The organism is Bacillus sp. PAMC28748 (assembly GCF_014250415.1).
Taxonomy (GTDB): Bacteria; Bacillota; Bacilli; order Bacillales; family Bacillaceae; genus Bacillus; species Bacillus licheniformis.
In genome coordinates this window covers 3,766,438-3,782,901 of record NZ_CP060192.1, presented here as the reverse complement: position 1 = coordinate 3,782,901, position 16,464 = coordinate 3,766,438, and the positions used below count along the sequence as shown (strand labels likewise).

The 16,464-nt window shown below is 44.3% G+C and carries 23 protein-coding genes and 1 tRNA gene; 20 read left to right on the top strand and 4 right to left on the bottom strand.

Features of this window, described 5'->3' with window-relative positions; genetic code table 11:
- Nucleotides 1–26 precede the first annotated feature (26 nt).
- The 9 genes from H7F26_RS19545 to H7F26_RS19505 all read left to right on the top strand — a co-directional run bounded on the left by H7F26_RS19545 (nt 27) and on the right by H7F26_RS19505 (nt 8,735).
- The gene (locus H7F26_RS19545; RefSeq protein WP_003183496.1) at nt 27–1,481 is read left to right on the top strand and encodes a spore germination protein; all 1,455 of its coding nucleotides are present in this window, start codon (nt 27–29) and stop codon (nt 1,479–1,481) included.
- Between the two features lie 101 nt (nt 1,482–1,582).
- On the top strand, nt 1,583–1,780 hold the full coding sequence (locus tag H7F26_RS19540) for a YqgQ family protein (protein WP_003183495.1): 198 nt from the start codon (nt 1,583–1,585) through the stop codon (nt 1,778–1,780).
- A gap of 24 nt (nt 1,781–1,804) precedes the next feature.
- Nucleotides 1,805–2,779: an ROK family glucokinase gene (locus H7F26_RS19535; RefSeq protein WP_003183494.1), complete on the top strand. Its 975-nt coding sequence runs from the start codon at nt 1,805–1,807 to the stop codon at nt 2,777–2,779.
- 181 nt (nt 2,780–2,960) lie between these two features.
- A complete protein-coding gene (locus tag H7F26_RS19530) occupies nt 2,961–4,859 on the top strand; it encodes an LTA synthase family protein (RefSeq protein ID WP_003183491.1) in 1,899 nt (632 codons plus the stop codon).
- 25 nt (nt 4,860–4,884) lie between these two features.
- Nucleotides 4,885–5,031 carry a hypothetical protein gene (locus H7F26_RS19525; protein ID WP_016885934.1) on the top strand — a complete coding sequence of 49 codons (147 nt, stop codon included), beginning with the start codon at nt 4,885–4,887 and terminating at the stop codon, nt 5,029–5,031.
- On the top strand, nt 5,028–5,975 hold the full coding sequence (locus H7F26_RS19520) for an iron-hydroxamate ABC transporter substrate-binding protein (RefSeq protein WP_003183490.1): 948 nt from the start codon (nt 5,028–5,030) through the stop codon (nt 5,973–5,975). Before H7F26_RS19525 ends, H7F26_RS19520 begins: the two co-directional genes overlap by 4 nt.
- Before the next feature lie 141 nt (nt 5,976–6,116).
- Complete coding sequence (locus tag H7F26_RS19515) at nt 6,117–7,241, top strand: M14 family metallopeptidase (RefSeq protein WP_003183489.1); 1,125 nt, start codon at nt 6,117–6,119, stop codon at nt 7,239–7,241.
- A 54-nt stretch (nt 7,242–7,295) separates the two neighbouring features.
- The gene (locus H7F26_RS19510; protein WP_003183488.1) at nt 7,296–8,405 is read left to right on the top strand and encodes a YqgU-like beta propeller domain-containing protein; all 1,110 of its coding nucleotides are present in this window, start codon (nt 7,296–7,298) and stop codon (nt 8,403–8,405) included.
- A gap of 15 nt (nt 8,406–8,420) precedes the next feature.
- Nucleotides 8,421–8,735: an MTH1187 family thiamine-binding protein gene (locus H7F26_RS19505; protein WP_003183487.1), complete on the top strand. Its 315-nt coding sequence runs from the start codon at nt 8,421–8,423 to the stop codon at nt 8,733–8,735.
- A gap of 60 nt (nt 8,736–8,795) precedes the next feature.
- Here H7F26_RS19505 and H7F26_RS19500 read toward each other — a convergent pair whose 3' ends face one another.
- A complete protein-coding gene (locus H7F26_RS19500) occupies nt 8,796–8,969 on the bottom strand; it encodes a DUF2759 domain-containing protein (protein WP_003183486.1) in 174 nt (57 codons plus the stop codon).
- A gap of 155 nt (nt 8,970–9,124) precedes the next feature.
- On the opposite strand from H7F26_RS19500, the gene H7F26_RS19495 reads away from it, so the two are divergent.
- Nucleotides 9,125–9,763: an MBL fold metallo-hydrolase gene (locus H7F26_RS19495; protein WP_003183485.1), complete on the top strand. Its 639-nt coding sequence runs from the start codon at nt 9,125–9,127 to the stop codon at nt 9,761–9,763.
- Nucleotides 9,764–9,800: 37 nt separating this feature from the next.
- On the opposite strand, the gene H7F26_RS19490 is transcribed toward H7F26_RS19495, so the two are convergent.
- A complete protein-coding gene (locus tag H7F26_RS19490; RefSeq protein ID WP_003183483.1) occupies nt 9,801–10,046 on the bottom strand; it encodes a DUF2626 domain-containing protein in 246 nt (81 codons plus the stop codon).
- 208 nt (nt 10,047–10,254) lie between these two features.
- Between H7F26_RS19490 and H7F26_RS19485 the strand changes: the two genes are divergently transcribed.
- Nucleotides 10,255–10,632: a Spx/MgsR family RNA polymerase-binding regulatory protein gene (locus tag H7F26_RS19485; RefSeq protein WP_003183482.1), complete on the top strand. Its 378-nt coding sequence runs from the start codon at nt 10,255–10,257 to the stop codon at nt 10,630–10,632.
- Nucleotides 10,633–10,694: 62 nt separating this feature from the next.
- Here H7F26_RS19485 and H7F26_RS19480 read toward each other — a convergent pair.
- Nucleotides 10,695–10,766: transfer RNA gene (locus tag H7F26_RS19480), tRNA-Gln, on the bottom strand.
- Nucleotides 10,767–10,873: 107 nt separating this feature from the next.
- Here H7F26_RS19480 and H7F26_RS19475 point away from each other — a divergent pair.
- The 9 genes from H7F26_RS19475 (at nt 10,874) to H7F26_RS19435 (ending at nt 16,085) form a co-directional block, all read left to right on the top strand.
- Nucleotides 10,874–11,713: an STAS domain-containing protein gene (locus H7F26_RS19475; protein WP_003183480.1), complete on the top strand. Its 840-nt coding sequence runs from the start codon at nt 10,874–10,876 to the stop codon at nt 11,711–11,713.
- Between the two features lie 156 nt (nt 11,714–11,869).
- A complete protein-coding gene (gene comGA, locus H7F26_RS19470) occupies nt 11,870–12,934 on the top strand; it encodes a competence type IV pilus ATPase ComGA (protein WP_003183477.1) in 1,065 nt (354 codons plus the stop codon).
- Nucleotides 12,924–13,958, top strand: a complete 1,035-nt coding sequence (comGB, locus tag H7F26_RS19465) for a competence type IV pilus assembly protein ComGB (protein ID WP_011198115.1) — start codon at nt 12,924–12,926, stop codon at nt 13,956–13,958. The genes comGA and comGB overlap by 11 nt, the downstream gene beginning before the upstream one ends.
- Nucleotides 13,959–13,971: 13 nt before the next feature.
- The gene (gene comGC, locus H7F26_RS19460) at nt 13,972–14,265 is read left to right on the top strand and encodes a competence type IV pilus major pilin ComGC (RefSeq protein ID WP_003183466.1); all 294 of its coding nucleotides are present in this window, start codon (nt 13,972–13,974) and stop codon (nt 14,263–14,265) included.
- Nucleotides 14,266–14,270: 5 nt separating this feature from the next.
- A complete protein-coding gene (comGD, locus tag H7F26_RS19455; protein ID WP_009327905.1) occupies nt 14,271–14,708 on the top strand; it encodes a competence type IV pilus minor pilin ComGD in 438 nt (145 codons plus the stop codon).
- Nucleotides 14,692–15,039 carry a competence type IV pilus minor pilin ComGE gene (gene comGE, locus H7F26_RS19450; RefSeq protein ID WP_009327907.1) on the top strand — a complete coding sequence of 116 codons (348 nt, stop codon included), beginning with the start codon at nt 14,692–14,694 and terminating at the stop codon, nt 15,037–15,039. Before comGD ends, comGE begins: the two co-directional genes overlap by 17 nt.
- Entirely contained in the window at nt 14,948–15,436 is a 489-nt protein-coding gene (gene comGF, locus H7F26_RS19445) for a competence type IV pilus minor pilin ComGF (RefSeq protein WP_011201694.1), read from the top strand. Before comGE ends, comGF begins: the two co-directional genes overlap by 92 nt.
- A 12-nt stretch (nt 15,437–15,448) precedes the next feature.
- On the top strand, nt 15,449–15,814 hold the full coding sequence (gene comGG / locus H7F26_RS19440) for a competence type IV pilus minor pilin ComGG (RefSeq protein ID WP_003183459.1): 366 nt from the start codon (nt 15,449–15,451) through the stop codon (nt 15,812–15,814).
- A gap of 88 nt (nt 15,815–15,902) precedes the next feature.
- Nucleotides 15,903–16,085, top strand: coding sequence for a YqzE family protein (locus H7F26_RS19435; protein WP_003183456.1), 183 nt, complete (start codon nt 15,903–15,905; stop codon nt 16,083–16,085).
- 23 nt (nt 16,086–16,108) lie between these two features.
- Here H7F26_RS19435 and H7F26_RS19430 read toward each other — a convergent pair whose 3' ends face one another.
- A complete protein-coding gene (locus H7F26_RS19430) occupies nt 16,109–16,429 on the bottom strand; it encodes a YqzG/YhdC family protein (RefSeq protein WP_003183454.1) in 321 nt (106 codons plus the stop codon).
- Between the last annotated feature and the right edge of the window lie 35 nt (nt 16,430–16,464).

Below are 16,464 nucleotides of genomic sequence, written 5' to 3'. Positions count from 1 at the left end.
CATTTGACGGGAGCTTTTAATATACAATGAAAAAAAAGCATGCGGTCCAAAAAAATTTAGCGAAAAATGTTGAATATTTAAATGAAAAGCTTGGTGTCGACAAAAGCTTCGACATGATCCGGCTTGATGTCGTTTATGCTGATAGAGACATGTCGCTTTATCTTGTCGACGGCTTTGTAAAAGATGATATTATGCATCATTTGCTTAAAAATCTCTCAAGGCTCACACCTGAAAATCTGGAAGACGATCCGCTTGAAAAGCTGATCAAAACGCATATCCCATACATCGAAATTGATACGGAAGATGACCTCGACAAAGCAGCCGACCAGGTGCTGTCCGGGCCGGCTGTCCTCCTTGCTGACGGAGTTGACCATGCGATTATTATCGATGCGCGGACGTATCCGGCAAGAAATCCGGAGGAACCCGACAATGAACGCGTTGTCAGGGGTTCAAGAGACGGCTTCGTCGAAACGATCGTGTTTAACACCGCACTGACGAGACGAAGAATCCGCGACCGTTCCCTCAGAATGGAGTTCCTGCAGGTCGGCAGAAGAAGCAAAACGGATGTCGTCATCTGTTATTTGGAAGATATCGCCGACTTGGAAAGTGTAAAAAAGCTGAAACAATCGCTTGAAGCGATCGACACGGATGCTTTGACAATGGCGGAAAAGACGCTGGAAGAATACATCGGCGGCCGTCATTGGAACCCTTATCCGACGGTCCGCTATACAGAAAGACCTGATACTGCGGCCGTTCATTTGTACGAAGGGCACATTCTCGTCTTTGTGGACGGCTCGCCAAGCGCGCTGATTACCCCTGTTACTTTTTGGCACCATCTGCAGCATGCCGAAGAGTACAGAAACAAACCTCTTGCGGGTGCTTATTTGCGAATAGTCCGTTTTATATCTGTCTTGGCATCGATCTTTTTGCTGCCGCTGTGGTTTCTGCTTTCCGTCCATCCCGATCTTTTGCCGGACGCCCTTGAATATATAGGGCCTGAAAAAAAAGGAGCCCTTCCGCTGCTTGCGCAATTCATCATTATTGAAATCGGCGTCGACATGATGCGGATGGCTGCAATCCACACCCCGTCGTCTCTTGCTACGGCTCTCGGACTCGTAGCTGCTTTAATGATCGGCGAAGTGGCGGTGCAGGTCGGGCTTTTCTCGCATGAAGTCGTCTTGTATCTCGCTGTCGCAGCCATCGGCACGTTTGCTACGCCGAGCTATGAGCTGAGCATAGCGAACAGGCTTGCAAGAATCGTTCTCCTGATCGCCGCAGGTGCATTCGGACCGATCGGCTTTGTCATTGCGATATTCTGCTGGGTGATTTATCTCGTCAGAATGAAGTCGTTTCATGTGCCGTATTTATGGCCGTTTATTCCTTTTGACTACAGAGCCTTCCGCGATATCGCAATTCGCACGCCGATGCCGCTGAAAAACAGAAGACCCTTATTTTTGGATCCCCAGGATCCCGACCGCTGAATGTCTGTTTTCCGGCAGGAAAACAGGCTTTTTTTTTTGCTTGACGCCGGACAGCTTTATGAATACTCTAATGTTAGACCTTTAAAGAATGGTGAAATCAGATGAAAACAGCCTATGATGTACAGCTTTTGCTGAAGCAGTTTGGATGTTATGTTTACTTTGGAGATCGCGAGCTTGAACTTGAATACATGATGGACGAACTGAAGGAAATGTTTCTTTCAAATTTGATAGAAAAAGAACAATGGGTTCAAGGTGTTTCAATTTTGCAGAATGAACTCACAAATATAAAGAGAAAATAAAACAGGGATTAGAGGGGGATCAGTATGAATGACAGCTGGCTGGTCGGGGTCGACCTTGGAGGAACAACAGTAAAACTCGCTTTTGTAAGCGCTTATGGCGAAATCCTGCACAAGTGGGAAATCCCGACCGATAAATCAGGGAAAACGGTTACGGTAAGCATCGCGAAAGCCATCGACAGCAAATTGAACGAGCTCGGCAAACCGAAGCACATCTTAAAATGGATCGGCATGGGCGCTCCCGGACCCGTCAATACGGAGACCGGCATCGTTTATAAAACGACGAATATGGGCTGGGAAAACTACCCGTTGAAAGACCATCTGGAAGCAGAGACAGGGATAGCTGCGGTCATTGAAAATGACGCGAACATCGCAGCTCTCGGCGAAATGTGGAAGGGAGCGGGAGACGGCGCGAAGGATTTGATTCTTGTTACATTGGGAACGGGCGTTGGAGGCGGCATTATTGTAAACGGGGAAATCGTCCGCGGGCAAAACGGAGCAGGCGGTGAAATCGGCCACATCTGTTCTGTTCCAGAAGGCGGAGCGCCGTGCAACTGCGGAAAAAGCGGCTGTATCGAAACGATCGCTTCGGCTACCGGCATCGTCAGGATTGCCAAAGAAAAAATAGAATCTGACCATCGAGATACAAGCTTGCGTGAATGTCTGGACATAACGGCGCGCGACATCTTTGAAGCCGCCAGAAAAAACGATCCTGTTGCCGGCGAAGTCGTCGATTATGTGGCGGGTCATTTAGGAATGGTCCTCGCTAACTTGGCGAGCTCGCTTAATCCTTCAAAGATCGTAATCGGCGGAGGCGTGTCAAAAGCGGGAGAAATCCTGCGCTCCAAAGTTGAACAATCTTTCAAGCGCTTTGTATTCCCGCGGGCCGGCGAGGCGGCTGAGATCGTAATCGCTTCACTTGGAAACGACGCAGGCGTGATCGGCGGTGCATGGATCGCAAAAAACCAATGGCTGAAAAGCCAGGCGCAGCCTGTTTTATAAAGCATTTTCGGACCGCTTTGCAGCATTGTTAACACTTTTAAGCCAATGTGAAAAATGATTGATTTTTTTGTACAGACAGGTTAAGATATGATTTAGTAATTTTAGCGATTTTTCTAAAATAAACAATATGTGGAAATGCCGTTTGCAGAAACATGCGTCTTGCTGCATAGGGAGGTTTGGAATGCGAAAGTCATTTTTTTCAAAAATTTCGTTTTTGTTAATCGCGACATTGCTGATGTGGCTGAAAACGTATGTCGTCTACAAAACAAGCTTCAACATTAAAATTGAAAACTTCATGCAAGAGTTTATATTGTTCATCAATCCTCTAAGCTTTTTGCTGTTTATATTCGGAATCGGCCTGTTTTTTAAAGAAAAAAACAGAAACCGGTTTATTATCGGGGCAAGCATCGTCCTGACGTTTGTCTTGCTTGCCAACATGATTTTCTACCGTTTTTACAACGACTTTTTAACCATTCCTGTTTTGTTCCAGACGAATAATATGGGCGATTTGGGAAGCAGCATCAACTCTTTGTTTATGCCGGCCGATTTGCTTCTCATCGTTGATATTGCCATTTTAATTTGGCTGTACAAGCGCCAGCCTGCCAAAACAGGCGGAAAGGCGACAAGAAAGGAGCGCGCGGCTTACTATCTATTTGTCGCTGCCGTTTTCTTTTTTAATTTAGGGATTTCTGAAACAGAAAGACCGCAGCTTTTGACAAGATCGTTTGATAGGGAAGTTCTTGTGAAAAACATCAGCCTTTACAACTTCCATATCTATGACGGGCTGATCCAGTCGAAGCAGTCTGCGCAGCGTGCGCTGGCCGACAGCAACAGCCTCACGGAGATTGAAAACTATGTCAACGCAAACCGCACGGACACCAACAAGGATCTGGCCGGGATCGCCAAAGGACGGAATGTGATCCTCGTTTCTCTGGAATCCACCCAAAGCTTTGTCGTAAACCAAAAGTTAAACGGCAAAGAGATTACGCCGTATTTAAATGACCTGATTAAGAAAAGCTACAGCTTCGAGAATTTCTATCATCAGACAGGCCAAGGCAAAACGGCTGATTCCGAATTCATTGTCGACAACTCTCTCTACCCTCTTGGAAGGGGAGCGGTCTTCTTTACAAATGCAGGAAACGAATATACGGCAATGCCTGAAATATTGAAGAACCACGGCTACTATTCCTCGATTTTCCATGCGAACAACAAAAGCTTCTGGAATCGGGATATTATGTACGAAACGTTTAAATACGATAAGTTTTACGATATCAAATCCTATGATGTAAACGAAGAAAATTCAGTTGGATGGGGATTGAAAGATAAGGAATTTTTCGAACAAACATCAGAGCTGATGAAAGAAATGCCTCAGCCTTTTTATACCCGTCTGATCACGCTGACAAACCATTTTCCGTTTGAGCTTGATGAGGAAGATAAACTGATCGATGAATTCGATTCAAAAAGCCGTACGTTAAACAGATATTTCCCGACCGTCCGCTATCAGGATGAAGCGCTGAAACGTTTCATTGAAAAGCTGAAAGAAGACGGCCTCTACGATAATTCTGTTATCGTTTTATACGGTGACCATTACGGGATTTCCGAAAACCATAACGAAGCGATGAGCCAATTCCTCGGCAGAGAAGTAACCCCTTTTGAGGAAGTGCAGCTTCAAAGAGTCCCGCTTGTGATCCACATTCCGGGAGTGACGGATAAAGAGCCGAAAACCATTGACACGGTCGGCGGCCAAATCGACATTCGACCGACTATACTGAATCTTCTCGGAATCGATTCAAGCGATCAGATCCAGTTTGGAAACGACCTGTTTGCCAAAGACAAAACGGAGTTCACAGTGCTCCGCGACGGCAGCTTTATTACGAAAGACAAAGTATACACAGACGGCATATGCTATGATAAATCGACAGGCGAGCCGTCTAAAGATAAAAAAGGCTGTGAGCCGTACATTGAAAAAGCCAAACAGGAGCTTTCATACTCAGATCAAATCATTTACGGCGACTTGCTGAGGTTTTATGACAGCGAGCGCTTAAAAAAGCAATCTGACTCCAAGCCAAAAGACGAGTAAGCTTCTTTTTAGGCGGAGAAAGCTGATGCAGCAGGCCGGATATCGTTCCGGCCTGTTTTTAATGACAAGAGGCCGTCATAAAAATCATGATCAAACCGATGCCGGTTATGATATAATTGATAATGATTCTCTTTATCGGGTGATCAAACAGGAAAGAAGGTATGAAGAGTGAATATTAAAGGTAAGACGATCGCGGCAGCGTGTTTTGTACTATTATTGATCGCAGCATTGACAGCATGCGGCAATCAAACAGAGAGCAAAGATTCTTCTTCTAAATCAAAAAGCGAAGAAACGATTACATACAAGGCTGAAAACGGAACGGTTAAAGTGCCGAAGCATCCGAAGCGGGTGGTTGTCATGGCTGACGATTATTTCGGCTATTTCAAGACACTCGGTCTCAATGTAGTGGGCGCCCCTGACAGGGTTTTCAAGAATCCTTATTTCAAGGGGAAAACCGATGGTGTGACAAACATAGGTGAAGGAAATTCTGCTGAAAAGGTTATTCAATTAAAACCGGACTTGATTGTCGTATGGACGACCCAAGGCGCTGATATCGAAAAGCTGGAAAAAATCGCTCCGACGGTCGCGTTGAAATATGACAGTCTGAATAGCACTGAACGGCTGAAGGATTTCGCAAAAATGACAGGCACTGAAGATCAAGCGGAGAAATGGCTGGCTGAATGGGACAAAAAAGTTGCGGCGGCCAAATCAAAAGTTCAAAAAGCTGTCGGGAACAAAACGGTTTCCATTATGCAAACTAACGGTAAAGAAATCTTTGTATTCGGCGATCAATTCGGAAGGGGAGGAAGCATTGTTTACCAAGATCTCGGCTTAAAGGCGACAAAGCTGACAAAGGAAAAAGCAATCGACGAAGGCCCGGGCTACACGAGCATTTCCTTAGAAAAGCTGCCTGATTTCGCTGGAGATTATATATTTATAGGACCTTGGGAATCAAGCGGAGACGACAGCGCCGTGCTTAATACATCCATTTGGAAGAACCTTGGGGCGGTCAAAAACCAACATGTCTATAAAATCGACCCTGTCGGCTTCTATTTTTCCGATCCGATTTCATTAGAGGGCCAGCTCGAATTTATTACAGAAAACTTAACAAAATAGAAGAACTTCCGCCTTGTCAGGCGGAAGTTTTTTTGCGCGCGAAACCGGGGTGAACCCTCATTGAAAAAGCGATTTTCAAGTGCAAGCCGGGAGAGTTTTTAAACGAGCATTCCTCATATGCTATTGTGGGAGGGATCATTGATGGCATTCATCAACATCAAACCGGAGTTAAAGCAGAATATGGAAAGACTGTCTGACATTCTGAACATACCCGAACCGCTTTTAATCAGTGCAAATGCAAATGTATCCGCGGACGAACTTTATTTTCCGGGAGTATCTTTTCATGCAGGAAAAAACGTTCAAGCAGCAGAAACATATGAACAGCTGCAATTATTGGCGAATCAATACACGTTTGAAGATGAACAGTGGCTGACAAAAACAGCCGTTTACGATTCAGCAGAACTGAAAAAGGAAATTGGCAGATTGACGGAATGCTTTCCGTTTGTTACTTCCCGTATCATCGGCCGCTCAAGCATGGGCCAGCCTATATATGAACTGCTCCTTGGAGCTGAAAATGCCGGAAAAAGAACGCATATGAATGCCTCTTTTCATGCCAATGAATGGATCACCACTTCTGTTTTGATGAAATGGCTCAAAGAATACTGTTATCATTTATGTACAGGCCAGACCGCTTTAGGTTTTTCGCCGCTCGATATTTTTTCATCAACAAAGCTTTCCGTCGTGCCGATCGTTAATCCCGACGGTGTTGACCTTGTACTTAACGGCCCCGGTCATCTTGGGATCGCGAGAGAAGCGCTGGATGAGATGAACGAGCATCAGCCGGATTTCCGGGAATGGAAAGCCAATATAAACGGAGTGGATTTAAATAATCAGTTTCCGTCTTTCTGGGAGATCGAAAAACAAAGAAAACCGCCTAAATCCCCTTCCTACAGAGACTACCCCGGAGATGAACCGCTGACAGAACCGGAAGCGGCAGCGATGAGGGATTTAATCGCAAACGAGCCGCCTGACCGGCTTGTGGCGCTTCACACACAGGGGGAGGAAATTTATTGGGGATACAAGGGATTGGAGCCTCCTGAATCAGCTGATGTGATCCAAACATTTGAGCGCCTGAGCGGTTATAAGGGCGTCAGATATATAGACAGCTATGCAGGATTTAGAGATTGGTTTATTCATTATTACGGAAGAGAAGGATATACTGTTGAACTTGGCAAAGGAAAAAATCCTTTACCGCTGAAACAATTTGACGATATATATTGTAAAAGCAGAGGAATACTTTGGGCATCCTGTTTTTTTGAAAGCTGAAACTTTTCACGGTGAAAATCGTAAATTAGACAGCCAAACATTTATGGAGGGAGAATGGCCGGTTTGAGAGTTTCATTATTGATTATTGCCGCTCTGATGGCCGTGGCTGCGGCTGGTTGCACGCCGCAGCATCAAGAAGGATCAAAAAGCGTTCATCATGAGGAGCCGGAAGGGAAAAGAGAAAGCGGTGCAGCAGTAAAAGATAAAAAAGTGATAGCGCTGAAGGACCGGCACTTTGATGAGACGGCAGGATGGCTTGATAATGAAACCGTTATATACACCGCAACCGATCCGGTCGGAGGAAGTGAAATCAAATCATATGATATATTTAAAGGGACGGGCAAAACGATCTACAAGACAGATGACAGGCTGATAGCGTCGGAAGTCAACAGTGAAAAAGGCATGATTCTTATCCAAACCGCCGGAAACGGCTCTGAAATGAAGTTAACTTTGCTTAATTTACAGGGGAAACAGCTGTTTGCAAAAAAATTTCGCACGCATGAGTTGCAAGTGGACTGGAATCGATTCGATCCTTCTCTTTTATATGTCACAACATTCACGAAAGACTGGAATTATGAATCAAGCCTAATTGATGCAAAAGAAGAGCAAACGGAAAAAAACATCGCACAGGCCGCCTTTATTCATTGGACTTCCGCCGACACTTTTGAATATATCAAATGGAATGAACGGGACCGGGAAAAGCCGGCTCCTGTTTATTCCTACAGCACAGCGGACGGACGGGAAAAGAAGCTCGCAGGCGATGCCGTACTTCTCGATATTGTAGGCGATATGCGGCTCATCGTAACGCCTTCATCCGATCAGCGCCAGGGCACCTACATATTTTCAGACGTTTCTTCATCGGAAAAGAAAATCTCTTTCAAGTTGCCGCTGTTCTCGGAATATGGCAGCCTGTCACCGATGGAATACGGTTATGACCCTCGGCATGAGCTGTTTTATACGTATCAGCCAAATGAGTCGGGCTCCTTGTATGATCTGATTTCCGTCAACCTCAAATCAGGCAAGCGGGAAGTCATTCGTGAAAAAGTGGAAATGCTTCCGATTACCTTATCTCCTGACGGGGATTATGCATTGTACGGCTATACTCAGGATCAAATCATTTCACTCAACTCAAAAACAGCAGCGCCCCTTGTGACCAAAGAATAGAAAGGAGAATGGACAGTGGCCATAGCAGACGTCACCATCATACCGATCGGTACCGAGACTCCGAGCGTAAGCGCGTATGTAGCGGAGATTCAAACCATTTTGGAAGGATTTAAAAAAGAGGGCAAAATCAATTATCAGCTGACACCGATGAATACTTTGATTGAAGGGGAACTAAGCGATTTATTTCAGGTGATTCAGACGATTCACGAAGCGCCTTTCCAAAAAGGCATCCACAGAGTAGCGACAAATATCAGGATTGACGACCGCCGTGATAAGAAAACGACGATGGAGGGCAAGCTTGCAAGCGTTCAGCGTCATTTCAGTCAATAAGAAAGACAGCCTTGTTCCGAAATAACGGAATAAGGCTGTCTTTGTCTAAAGGCATCGGGTTTAGTGGACTGTCGGATACCCGCTGTTAATAATTGTCATGACGGTAAACCATCCGAACACTAAAAAAGCCGCCCCGCCGAACAAGATGCCAAGAACGTTGATTTGTTTAAGAGAACGAAGAACCCCAAGAGCAGATAATATCGTGACTAGACCGAAAATGATCACGAGCAACATCAATATAAACCCCCTTCGCTTGGATCCCCTGCAGTATATTTCCAATTTTATTTTAACCGTTTTCATCAAATTTGTCGAGGACAACATGATTCATTGAAAGTTTCTCACAAAACCTTCATAATGGAACAAAGAAAGATGAATCTGAGGTGAAAATAATGAAATGGAGAAGAATGCCTTTAGGGCCTATCCAGACGAACGCTTATATTTTATCCAATGATGACGGCACCTGCTTAATATTTGATCCAGGCAGCGAATCAGGGAAGCTGAATGCATACATAAAAGAAAACGGGCTGAAACCTCTTGCCGTATTGCTCACTCACGCTCATTTTGATCATATCGGAGCTGTGGACAATGTCAGAAAAGAATGGAACATTCCTGTATACGTGCATAAAAATGAAGCTGAATGGCTGACTGATCCTTCATTAAACGGTTCAGCGCTGCTTACAGGGCAGACGATCACAGCAGAAAAAGCAGATCATCTGATCGAAGAAGAGGGAGACCTTAAAATCGGCCCTTTTACGCTCCGCATGCTCTTTACGCCTGGGCATTCTCCGGGCAGCGTCTCGTATTATGCCGAAGAGGAAAACCTGATCGTTTCCGGCGATGTTTTGTTTAAAGGAGGGATCGGGCGTACAGACCTGCCGGGGGGCAATCAAAAGGTGCTGATGGACAGTATTCATCAAAAACTGCTGACACTTCCGGAAGAGACGCTTGTGTTAAGCGGGCACGGCCCCGAGACGGACATTGCAACAGAACAGGAACAAAACCCGTTCATCAACGGATTTACTTTGTAAAACATAAAAAAAGACGATCCATCTGGATCGTCTTTTTTTAATGGCCTCCCTGTCCGGGAACCATAATGAACACAGAATAATATGTAAATGCGGCAAAAAAGATTGTCAAGTAAGCACCGAAAATATAAATGTACATCCGCTCGGTCAAGTTGAGATACGATAAGAACACAAAAAATACAGTTTGACCGAAGAACAGCAGTGATGCATCTTTCATATTTCCTAAATAAAACATGACCGCAAAGATACCTGTCCAGAAACCTAACACACGGAACATGCGATTCATTTATATCCCTCCCAAAAAGCCCCTTTGATTTCATTATAAATCAATTTATCTTAAAATGTAAACATTTTCATTTTGGGAAAAACAATTCATTTTTTACAATTTTGTGATAAGGAATTTAAAAAATAACCTGTCACGTGTTTAAACGGAAAACATCACGGGTACTGAAACATACAAAGACAAAGTCAGTACATTTAAGGAGGAATCATTCATGGAAGAGCTGACCTTTTATTCATACCCGAGCTGCACATCATGCCGAAAAACGAAACATTGGCTGAAAGCGAACCAGGTTGATTTTACAGAACGGCATCTTTTCAGGGAAACGCCGAACCAGGATGAATTGAAACATATTTTGTCTCTCACGACCGAAGGAATCGATGAAATATTGGCGACAAGAAGCCAGGCATTTAAAGAGTTAAATCTTGATATTGAAGAATTAACGGTAAGCGAAGTGCTGGAATTGTTAATTCAAAAGCCAAAGCTGCTGAGACGCCCGATTATCGTAAACGGCGATAAGCTGGTCGTCGGATACAATCCCGGCGAACTCTTAAAATTAAAAAAACACACCTTACACCGTTCTGTTTCCTGAAAAAAACGAAGATTGCTGACATATTGCATGTTCAGCATATCTTCGTTTTTTCGCCTGTGTAACTGGGCTAGCTGGATTCGAACCAGCGCGTCACGGAGTCAAAGTCCGTTGCCTTACCGCTTGGCTATAGCCCAATGCGCTTACATATAGTGTTGACAATCGATTTCGTTTTATACATAGCATTCAAATCAGTTGGTCATTAAGCGATTGATTTAAAGGGAAAACAATGAGGAGGATTGACATGGAAAACAAGCATGCAGCCCTTTATGAGTATCTGGTCAAACAGGCGGACAGAATCACAGATGAATGGCTGTCCCGAACAGCGTCTGAAAAAGAAAAAACGGCACAGCAATACAAGGACTTTATACTGGCTGTTTCAAAGGTATTTGCCAAAGATGAACAGGCGCTATGCTGGAATAAAGCTTCCGGGTGCGCCAAGGAAATTGCCTACGACAGGGCTGTCAGCCAAATTCCGGTTACCGAAAGCATAAATGGTTTTAAAGTGTGCCGTGAACTTTTAATAGATGAGATCGAGCAATTTTCAGATGAACATGCACCAGACAGTTCGAAAAAAGATTTTTTTATCTGGAATAAACAGCTTCACTTAATGATGGATGAGGTCATAGAGCAGTTTATTCTTGAATATGAGCATACGACAAAGAGCCAATTGAAGGCGCAGACCGAGATGATTCGCGAACTGAGCGCACCGGTCATACCGGTATCAGAGCACATCGGTGTGCTGCCGCTCATTGGTGAAATTGATACTCACAGGGCAACGGTGATCATTGAATCTGCGCTCACGCAGTGTGCTGAGCTTCATCTCTCGCATCTTTTTATTGATATTTCCGGTGTTCCTGTTGTCGATACGATGGTCGCCCATCAGTTGTTCAAAGTCGTAGACAGCACAAAGCTGCTTGGCGTTGAAACGGTTCTTTCGGGTTTGAGACCGGAGATTGCCCAAACAGTTGTGAAGCTCGGCATGGATTTTTCACATATTAAAACAGAACAGAGTCTTGCTAAGGCGCTTTGCAATAAAGGCTTCTGCATCCATGAAGACGGCAAGGCCGAAGAGCAGGTTTAAATTTCTATTTCAGCGGCTTGAAGTCGAATAAAATAGTCAAATTGGTATTCGGAGATTCCGTTTTTGTTACGTATTCGGCTTGATTTGCGCTTTTTATGGATTTGATGCTTCCGATGGTTTTCGTATAAACTGCGCTTAGAAAGGAGGCGCAATGGTTTGTACACGATCGAATCATTAAGCGGAAGATTAATTGACGAGGCATATAGAATGAAGGCGTCAGACATTCATATTGTTCCCGGTGAAAAAGAGGCGGTGGTACGCTTCAGGATTGATGACGAACTGTTTCAAAAAGACGGATTAACGAGAAATGAGTGCTCTAGACTCATTTCTCACTTTAAATTTCTTTCTTCGATGGACATTGGCGAGAGACGGCTGCCGCAAAGCGGGGCTTTAACTCTTTATATCAACCGTGAGCCCGTTCATTTAAGGATGTCCACTCTGCCCACCATCCATGATGAAAGCTTGGTCATCAGGCTTCTTCCCAAGATGAGCAGCAAGCCGCTCACAAAGCTCTCATTGTTCCCGAGTGCAACATTCAAGCTGCTGTCTTTTCTGAAGCATTCCCACGGATTAATGCTTTTCACCGGCCCGACAGGCTCGGGAAAAACGACAACACTCTATTCTTTAATTGACTACGCCAAGCGGCATTTTAAGCGAAATATCATTACGTTGGAAGACCCGGTCGAATCAAGAAGCGAAAACATTTTGCAAGTACAAGTGAACGAAAAAGCGGGCATGACTTATTCTGCGGGGTTGAAGGCGGTGCTGCGCCACGATCCGGACATGATCATCCTAGGGGAAATTCGCGATGCCGAAACAGCCCAAATCGCAGTCAGGGCAGCTTTGACGGGACACCTTGTTCTATCGAGCATGCATGCGAAAAATGCTAAAGGTGCGATATACAGGCTGCTCGAGCTCGGCGTTGATATGACAGAAATTGAACAAACATTGGTCGCAGTCAGCGCCCAGCGTCTTGTCGATATCGTCTGTCCGTTTTGCGGCGACAGCTGCACTTTGTATTGCAGATTGTCGAGACCAGTTAGAAGAGCAAGCGTCTTTGAACTTTTGTACGGAAAAAGCCTTAATCTCTGCATCGAAGAAGCAAAAGGCAGATGCGGTGGCATCAAAACAGACACCTTAAAAATGCTGATCCGCAAGGGAATAGCACTCGGATATCTGCCGTCGAAAACTTATGAACGCTGGATAGGCCATGAAGATTAAAATGAAGTGGCCTGTCCGGGAACAGGCGGACCTTCTGAAAAAACTAGGAGACATGATGCAGAGTGGCTATACGATTTTGGATGCTTTAAGTATGCTGAAATTGCAATTGAATGAAAGACGAAGAGCGGATCTGACATTTGCGATGGAGAAGCTGACAGAAGGGTGTCCTGTGTTTCAAGTTCTTGAAATGATTTCCTTTCACAAGGATGCTGTCACCATTGTTTACTTTGCCGAACAGCACGGGAATTTGCCATTTGCCTTTAGGCAGAGCGGAGAGCTGCTTCACCGCAAGATCGCTCAAAGCGAAAAATTAAAGAAAGCCGCCAGATACCCCTTGTTTTTAGTTTTAACGGTCTGCGTCATCATCTCTATTATGAAATCAGCAATAGTTCCGCAATTTTCCGCCATCTATGAATCGATGAACGTTGAAACGTCTTTTGCAACGACTCTCATCTTTTATGTTTTCGATCACTTTTATCTTTTTTTCGCGGGACTGCCGCTGGTTGCCGCAGCTCTATCCCTCTATTATCTGTGTTCATTCCGCCATAAACCTCCAGAAGACAAAATGGCCTTTCTCATTACAATTCCCTTGCTGGGCCAAACCTTCAAACTATTCAACAGCTATTTTTTATCGCTCCAGCTGAGCAATCTTTTGCAAGCGGGTCTGTCTGTATATGACAGTTTAAAAGCATTTGAAAGCCAGCCGTTTTTACGATTTCATAAAAATGAAGCGAAGCGCTTGATCGAGCGGCTGAAACAGGGGGAGAGTCTGGAGCAGATGCTGGCCGGACATCCGTTTTATGAAAATGATTTAGCAAAGGCTGTTGCACACGGCCAACTAAATGGGCACTTATACAGAGAGCTGTATTCATATAGTCAGTTTTTGATTGAGCGGCTTGAAAGAAAGGCCGAAAAATGGACAGGCCTGATCCAGCCATTGATTTACGGGCTAACCGCGGCGATGATATTAATTCTTTATTTGTCCATGCTTTTGCCAATGTATCAAATGATGAACCAGCTATAAGGAGGACGGAACTGTGAATGAAAAGGGATTTACACTGATAGAAATGTTAGTCGTCATGCTCGTTATCTCCATCCTGCTGTTGATCACCATTCCGAATGTGACCAAGCATAACCAAAGCATCCAAAAGAAAGGATGCGAAGGATTAATCAATATGGTTCAAGCGCAGATCACGGCCTATCAGATGGATCATGACGGGAAAACGCCGAACAGGGCGGAGCTTGAATCTGAAGGTTACATAAAAAAGAACTTAAAGTGTCCGAATGGGAAAGCAATTAAAATTTCAAACGGCAAAGCACAGGCTGATTGACGGTTATGAATCAAAAAGGATTTACGCTTTTGGAAAGTTTAACTGTATTGATGATCGGTTCTATTATGTTCTCTCTTCTCTTTGCTCTACTGCCTCCCATTTATGAAAAAAGAATCGTTCAGCACTTTGTCTCACAGCTTGAAGAGGATTTGCTTTACGCTCAGCAGACGGCTCTCGTCCGCCATACGACGGTTAAGGTGCAGTTTGACTTTGCCGGCTGCCGCTATATCATGAAGCATTCGGACGAAGGCTCATCGCCTGAACTGGTCAGGACATACAGCTGCAATATCGCAATCAAAAAGTCGACGCTCAAACCAATTCTTACTTTTAATCCAAGCGGTGTTCCGAATCAAGGGGGAAAGATCGTGATCGATACACAGCATGCCTCTTTTATACTGACGATCTATTTAGGAAGCGGAAAGATTAATGTTCAAAAAAAATAAAGGCTTTACAACGGTTGAAGCTGTTTCCGCATTCGGCATATGGGTAATGATCACCATGTTATTGATCCCTATGCTTCATCAGCTGTCATTGCAGCGCGAAGCGTCCGAAAAAGAAGAAGAGACATATCGCATATTGGAGGAAAAGATCAGCCGCTACACGCTGACCGGACGGTTCCAGGCTAAAGAAGCTGTGCTTTACCGGAATACATCTTACTTTATTGAATGGAAGGAGAAGGGAGATGATTATGAAGTATGCATCTCTATTAAAAAAAGAGACAGCCAAAGGCACTGTTTCACCATTTTGCGGGCAAAGGGGATATACCCTTCTTAATATAATGTTTTCCTTAATGGTGCACATGTTCGTTGCAGGTACGATGGCCTCGATATTTCATCTGTTTTTATCCCCGGAAAGAAACGGTTCGGATATTCACCCCCGTGAATGGACGATTACTGCCGAGCAAATATTGAAGGAGTCTAGGAATTCGATTGACATAAGAAGTGCCGGTGATCATCAGTCACTAGCGATGACAAACCGCCAAGGTGACACCGTTCGCTATGAGCAATATCAGACAGTTATTCGAAAAAGGGTCAATGGAAAAGGTCATGTGCCTCTATTACAGCATGTCAAAAAAATGAGGTTTATGATTGAAAATCACCTGCTGATCCTTGAAGCGACAAGTCTAAGCGGCAAATCATACCGCACGTCTATTCCGCTCTATCATATGTAAAAGGGTGATCACGTGAAAAATTCAAAAGGATTCATTTATCCCGCTGCTGTTTTCGCAGCTGTGATTTGCATGCTCTGCGCGAGTCACTCAGCCGCTTTATTAACGAATCAGCGAACGTTTGCACAGCAAACAAAAGAATTTCACATTCAGCAAAACCTTCTCCAAAATGGAATTCTCCATGCCTTGTCCCATATTCACGAAGAGACAAAAGAAAAAGTTCAAAAACAGCATGGCTTGATATCGTATTCTGTCAGCCCGGCTCATCAGCAGCTCACACGAGTCCAGATTCAGGTAACGACAGCTTCCGGCACAGAAACAAGCGCTCAATTTCAATATGATTTAAGAAATCAAAAAATCACGCAGTGGAAGGAATATTAAAAATTGTGTGTCCAAATCATGAAGAATGTATAAAAAAAGATTCGGATGACAACACTTCAACTGACAGAACTCCCCAAGAGGTGATGCGATGAAAACGAACGATTATGTTAAATATATGACGGAACAGCTCGTAAAATATATGGACACGCCTAAGCAGGAAAGAAAAGAAATGAAAGAAAAACGTAAAGAATTAAAGCCGCCGTCCAGGATATATCAATGGTTCGGCATTCTTCCCCTTGGCTGTATCATGTTTTTTAAAAAGCATAAATAAGCCGCTTTGCACTGCAATGCGGCTTATTTATATTCTTCCACAACGACGACTTTGTTAATTTTGTGTGTCGCAGGTTCAAATGAAATTGTGACAAACACTCCGAAATTTTTATTTCCTTCACTCAATGTGACATGGTATTGTTTGACCGCTTCATCGGCCCGCTTTCGATCCCATACTTTTTTCGTGAGGCGCACTTCTGCTTCCGGATATCTCTTTTTTGCTTCCTCAACCGCTTTTTCTTCCCACTTAGACATGCGGGCTGTTTCGTAAGCTGCCGCATGGGCATTGAGCGGCCCAATGCTAGAAAGCAGTAAAAAAGAACATAATATGACATTTTTCAGCACGGGTCATCATCCTTTCTATCCTATTTTTTCCTTGT

Bases quoted from the DNA above. Each gene is read 5' to 3' on its own strand.
- H7F26_RS19510 (WP_003183488.1), top strand. From the start codon at position 7,296: ATGGCCGGTTTGAGAGTTTCATTATTGATTATTGCCGCTCTGATGGCC.
- H7F26_RS19545 (WP_003183496.1), top strand. From the start codon at position 27: ATGAAAAAAAAGCATGCGGTCCAAAAAAATTTAGCGAAAAATGTTGAA.
- comGB (WP_011198115.1), top strand. From the start codon at position 12,924: ATGAAGATTAAAATGAAGTGGCCTGTCCGGGAACAGGCGGACCTTCTG.
- H7F26_RS19435 (WP_003183456.1), top strand. From the start codon at position 15,903: ATGAAAACGAACGATTATGTTAAATATATGACGGAACAGCTCGTAAAA.
- comGF (WP_011201694.1), top strand. From the start codon at position 14,948: ATGATTATGAAGTATGCATCTCTATTAAAAAAAGAGACAGCCAAAGGC.
- H7F26_RS19495 (WP_003183485.1), top strand. From the start codon at position 9,125: ATGAAATGGAGAAGAATGCCTTTAGGGCCTATCCAGACGAACGCTTAT.
- H7F26_RS19475 (WP_003183480.1), top strand. From the start codon at position 10,874: ATGGAAAACAAGCATGCAGCCCTTTATGAGTATCTGGTCAAACAGGCG.
- comGD (WP_009327905.1), top strand. From the start codon at position 14,271: ATGAATCAAAAAGGATTTACGCTTTTGGAAAGTTTAACTGTATTGATG.
- H7F26_RS19530 (WP_003183491.1), top strand. From the start codon at position 2,961: ATGCGAAAGTCATTTTTTTCAAAAATTTCGTTTTTGTTAATCGCGACA.
- H7F26_RS19500 (WP_003183486.1), bottom strand. From the start codon at position 8,969: ATGTTGCTCGTGATCATTTTCGGTCTAGTCACGATATTATCTGCTCTT.
- H7F26_RS19515 (WP_003183489.1), top strand. From the start codon at position 6,117: ATGGCATTCATCAACATCAAACCGGAGTTAAAGCAGAATATGGAAAGA.
- H7F26_RS19525 (WP_016885934.1), top strand. From the start codon at position 4,885: ATGCAGCAGGCCGGATATCGTTCCGGCCTGTTTTTAATGACAAGAGGC.
- H7F26_RS19535 (WP_003183494.1), top strand. From the start codon at position 1,805: ATGAATGACAGCTGGCTGGTCGGGGTCGACCTTGGAGGAACAACAGTA.
- comGE (WP_009327907.1), top strand. From the start codon at position 14,692: ATGTTCAAAAAAAATAAAGGCTTTACAACGGTTGAAGCTGTTTCCGCA.
- H7F26_RS19540 (WP_003183495.1), top strand. From the start codon at position 1,583: ATGAAAACAGCCTATGATGTACAGCTTTTGCTGAAGCAGTTTGGATGT.
- H7F26_RS19485 (WP_003183482.1), top strand. From the start codon at position 10,255: ATGGAAGAGCTGACCTTTTATTCATACCCGAGCTGCACATCATGCCGA.
- H7F26_RS19490 (WP_003183483.1), bottom strand. From the start codon at position 10,046: ATGAATCGCATGTTCCGTGTGTTAGGTTTCTGGACAGGTATCTTTGCG.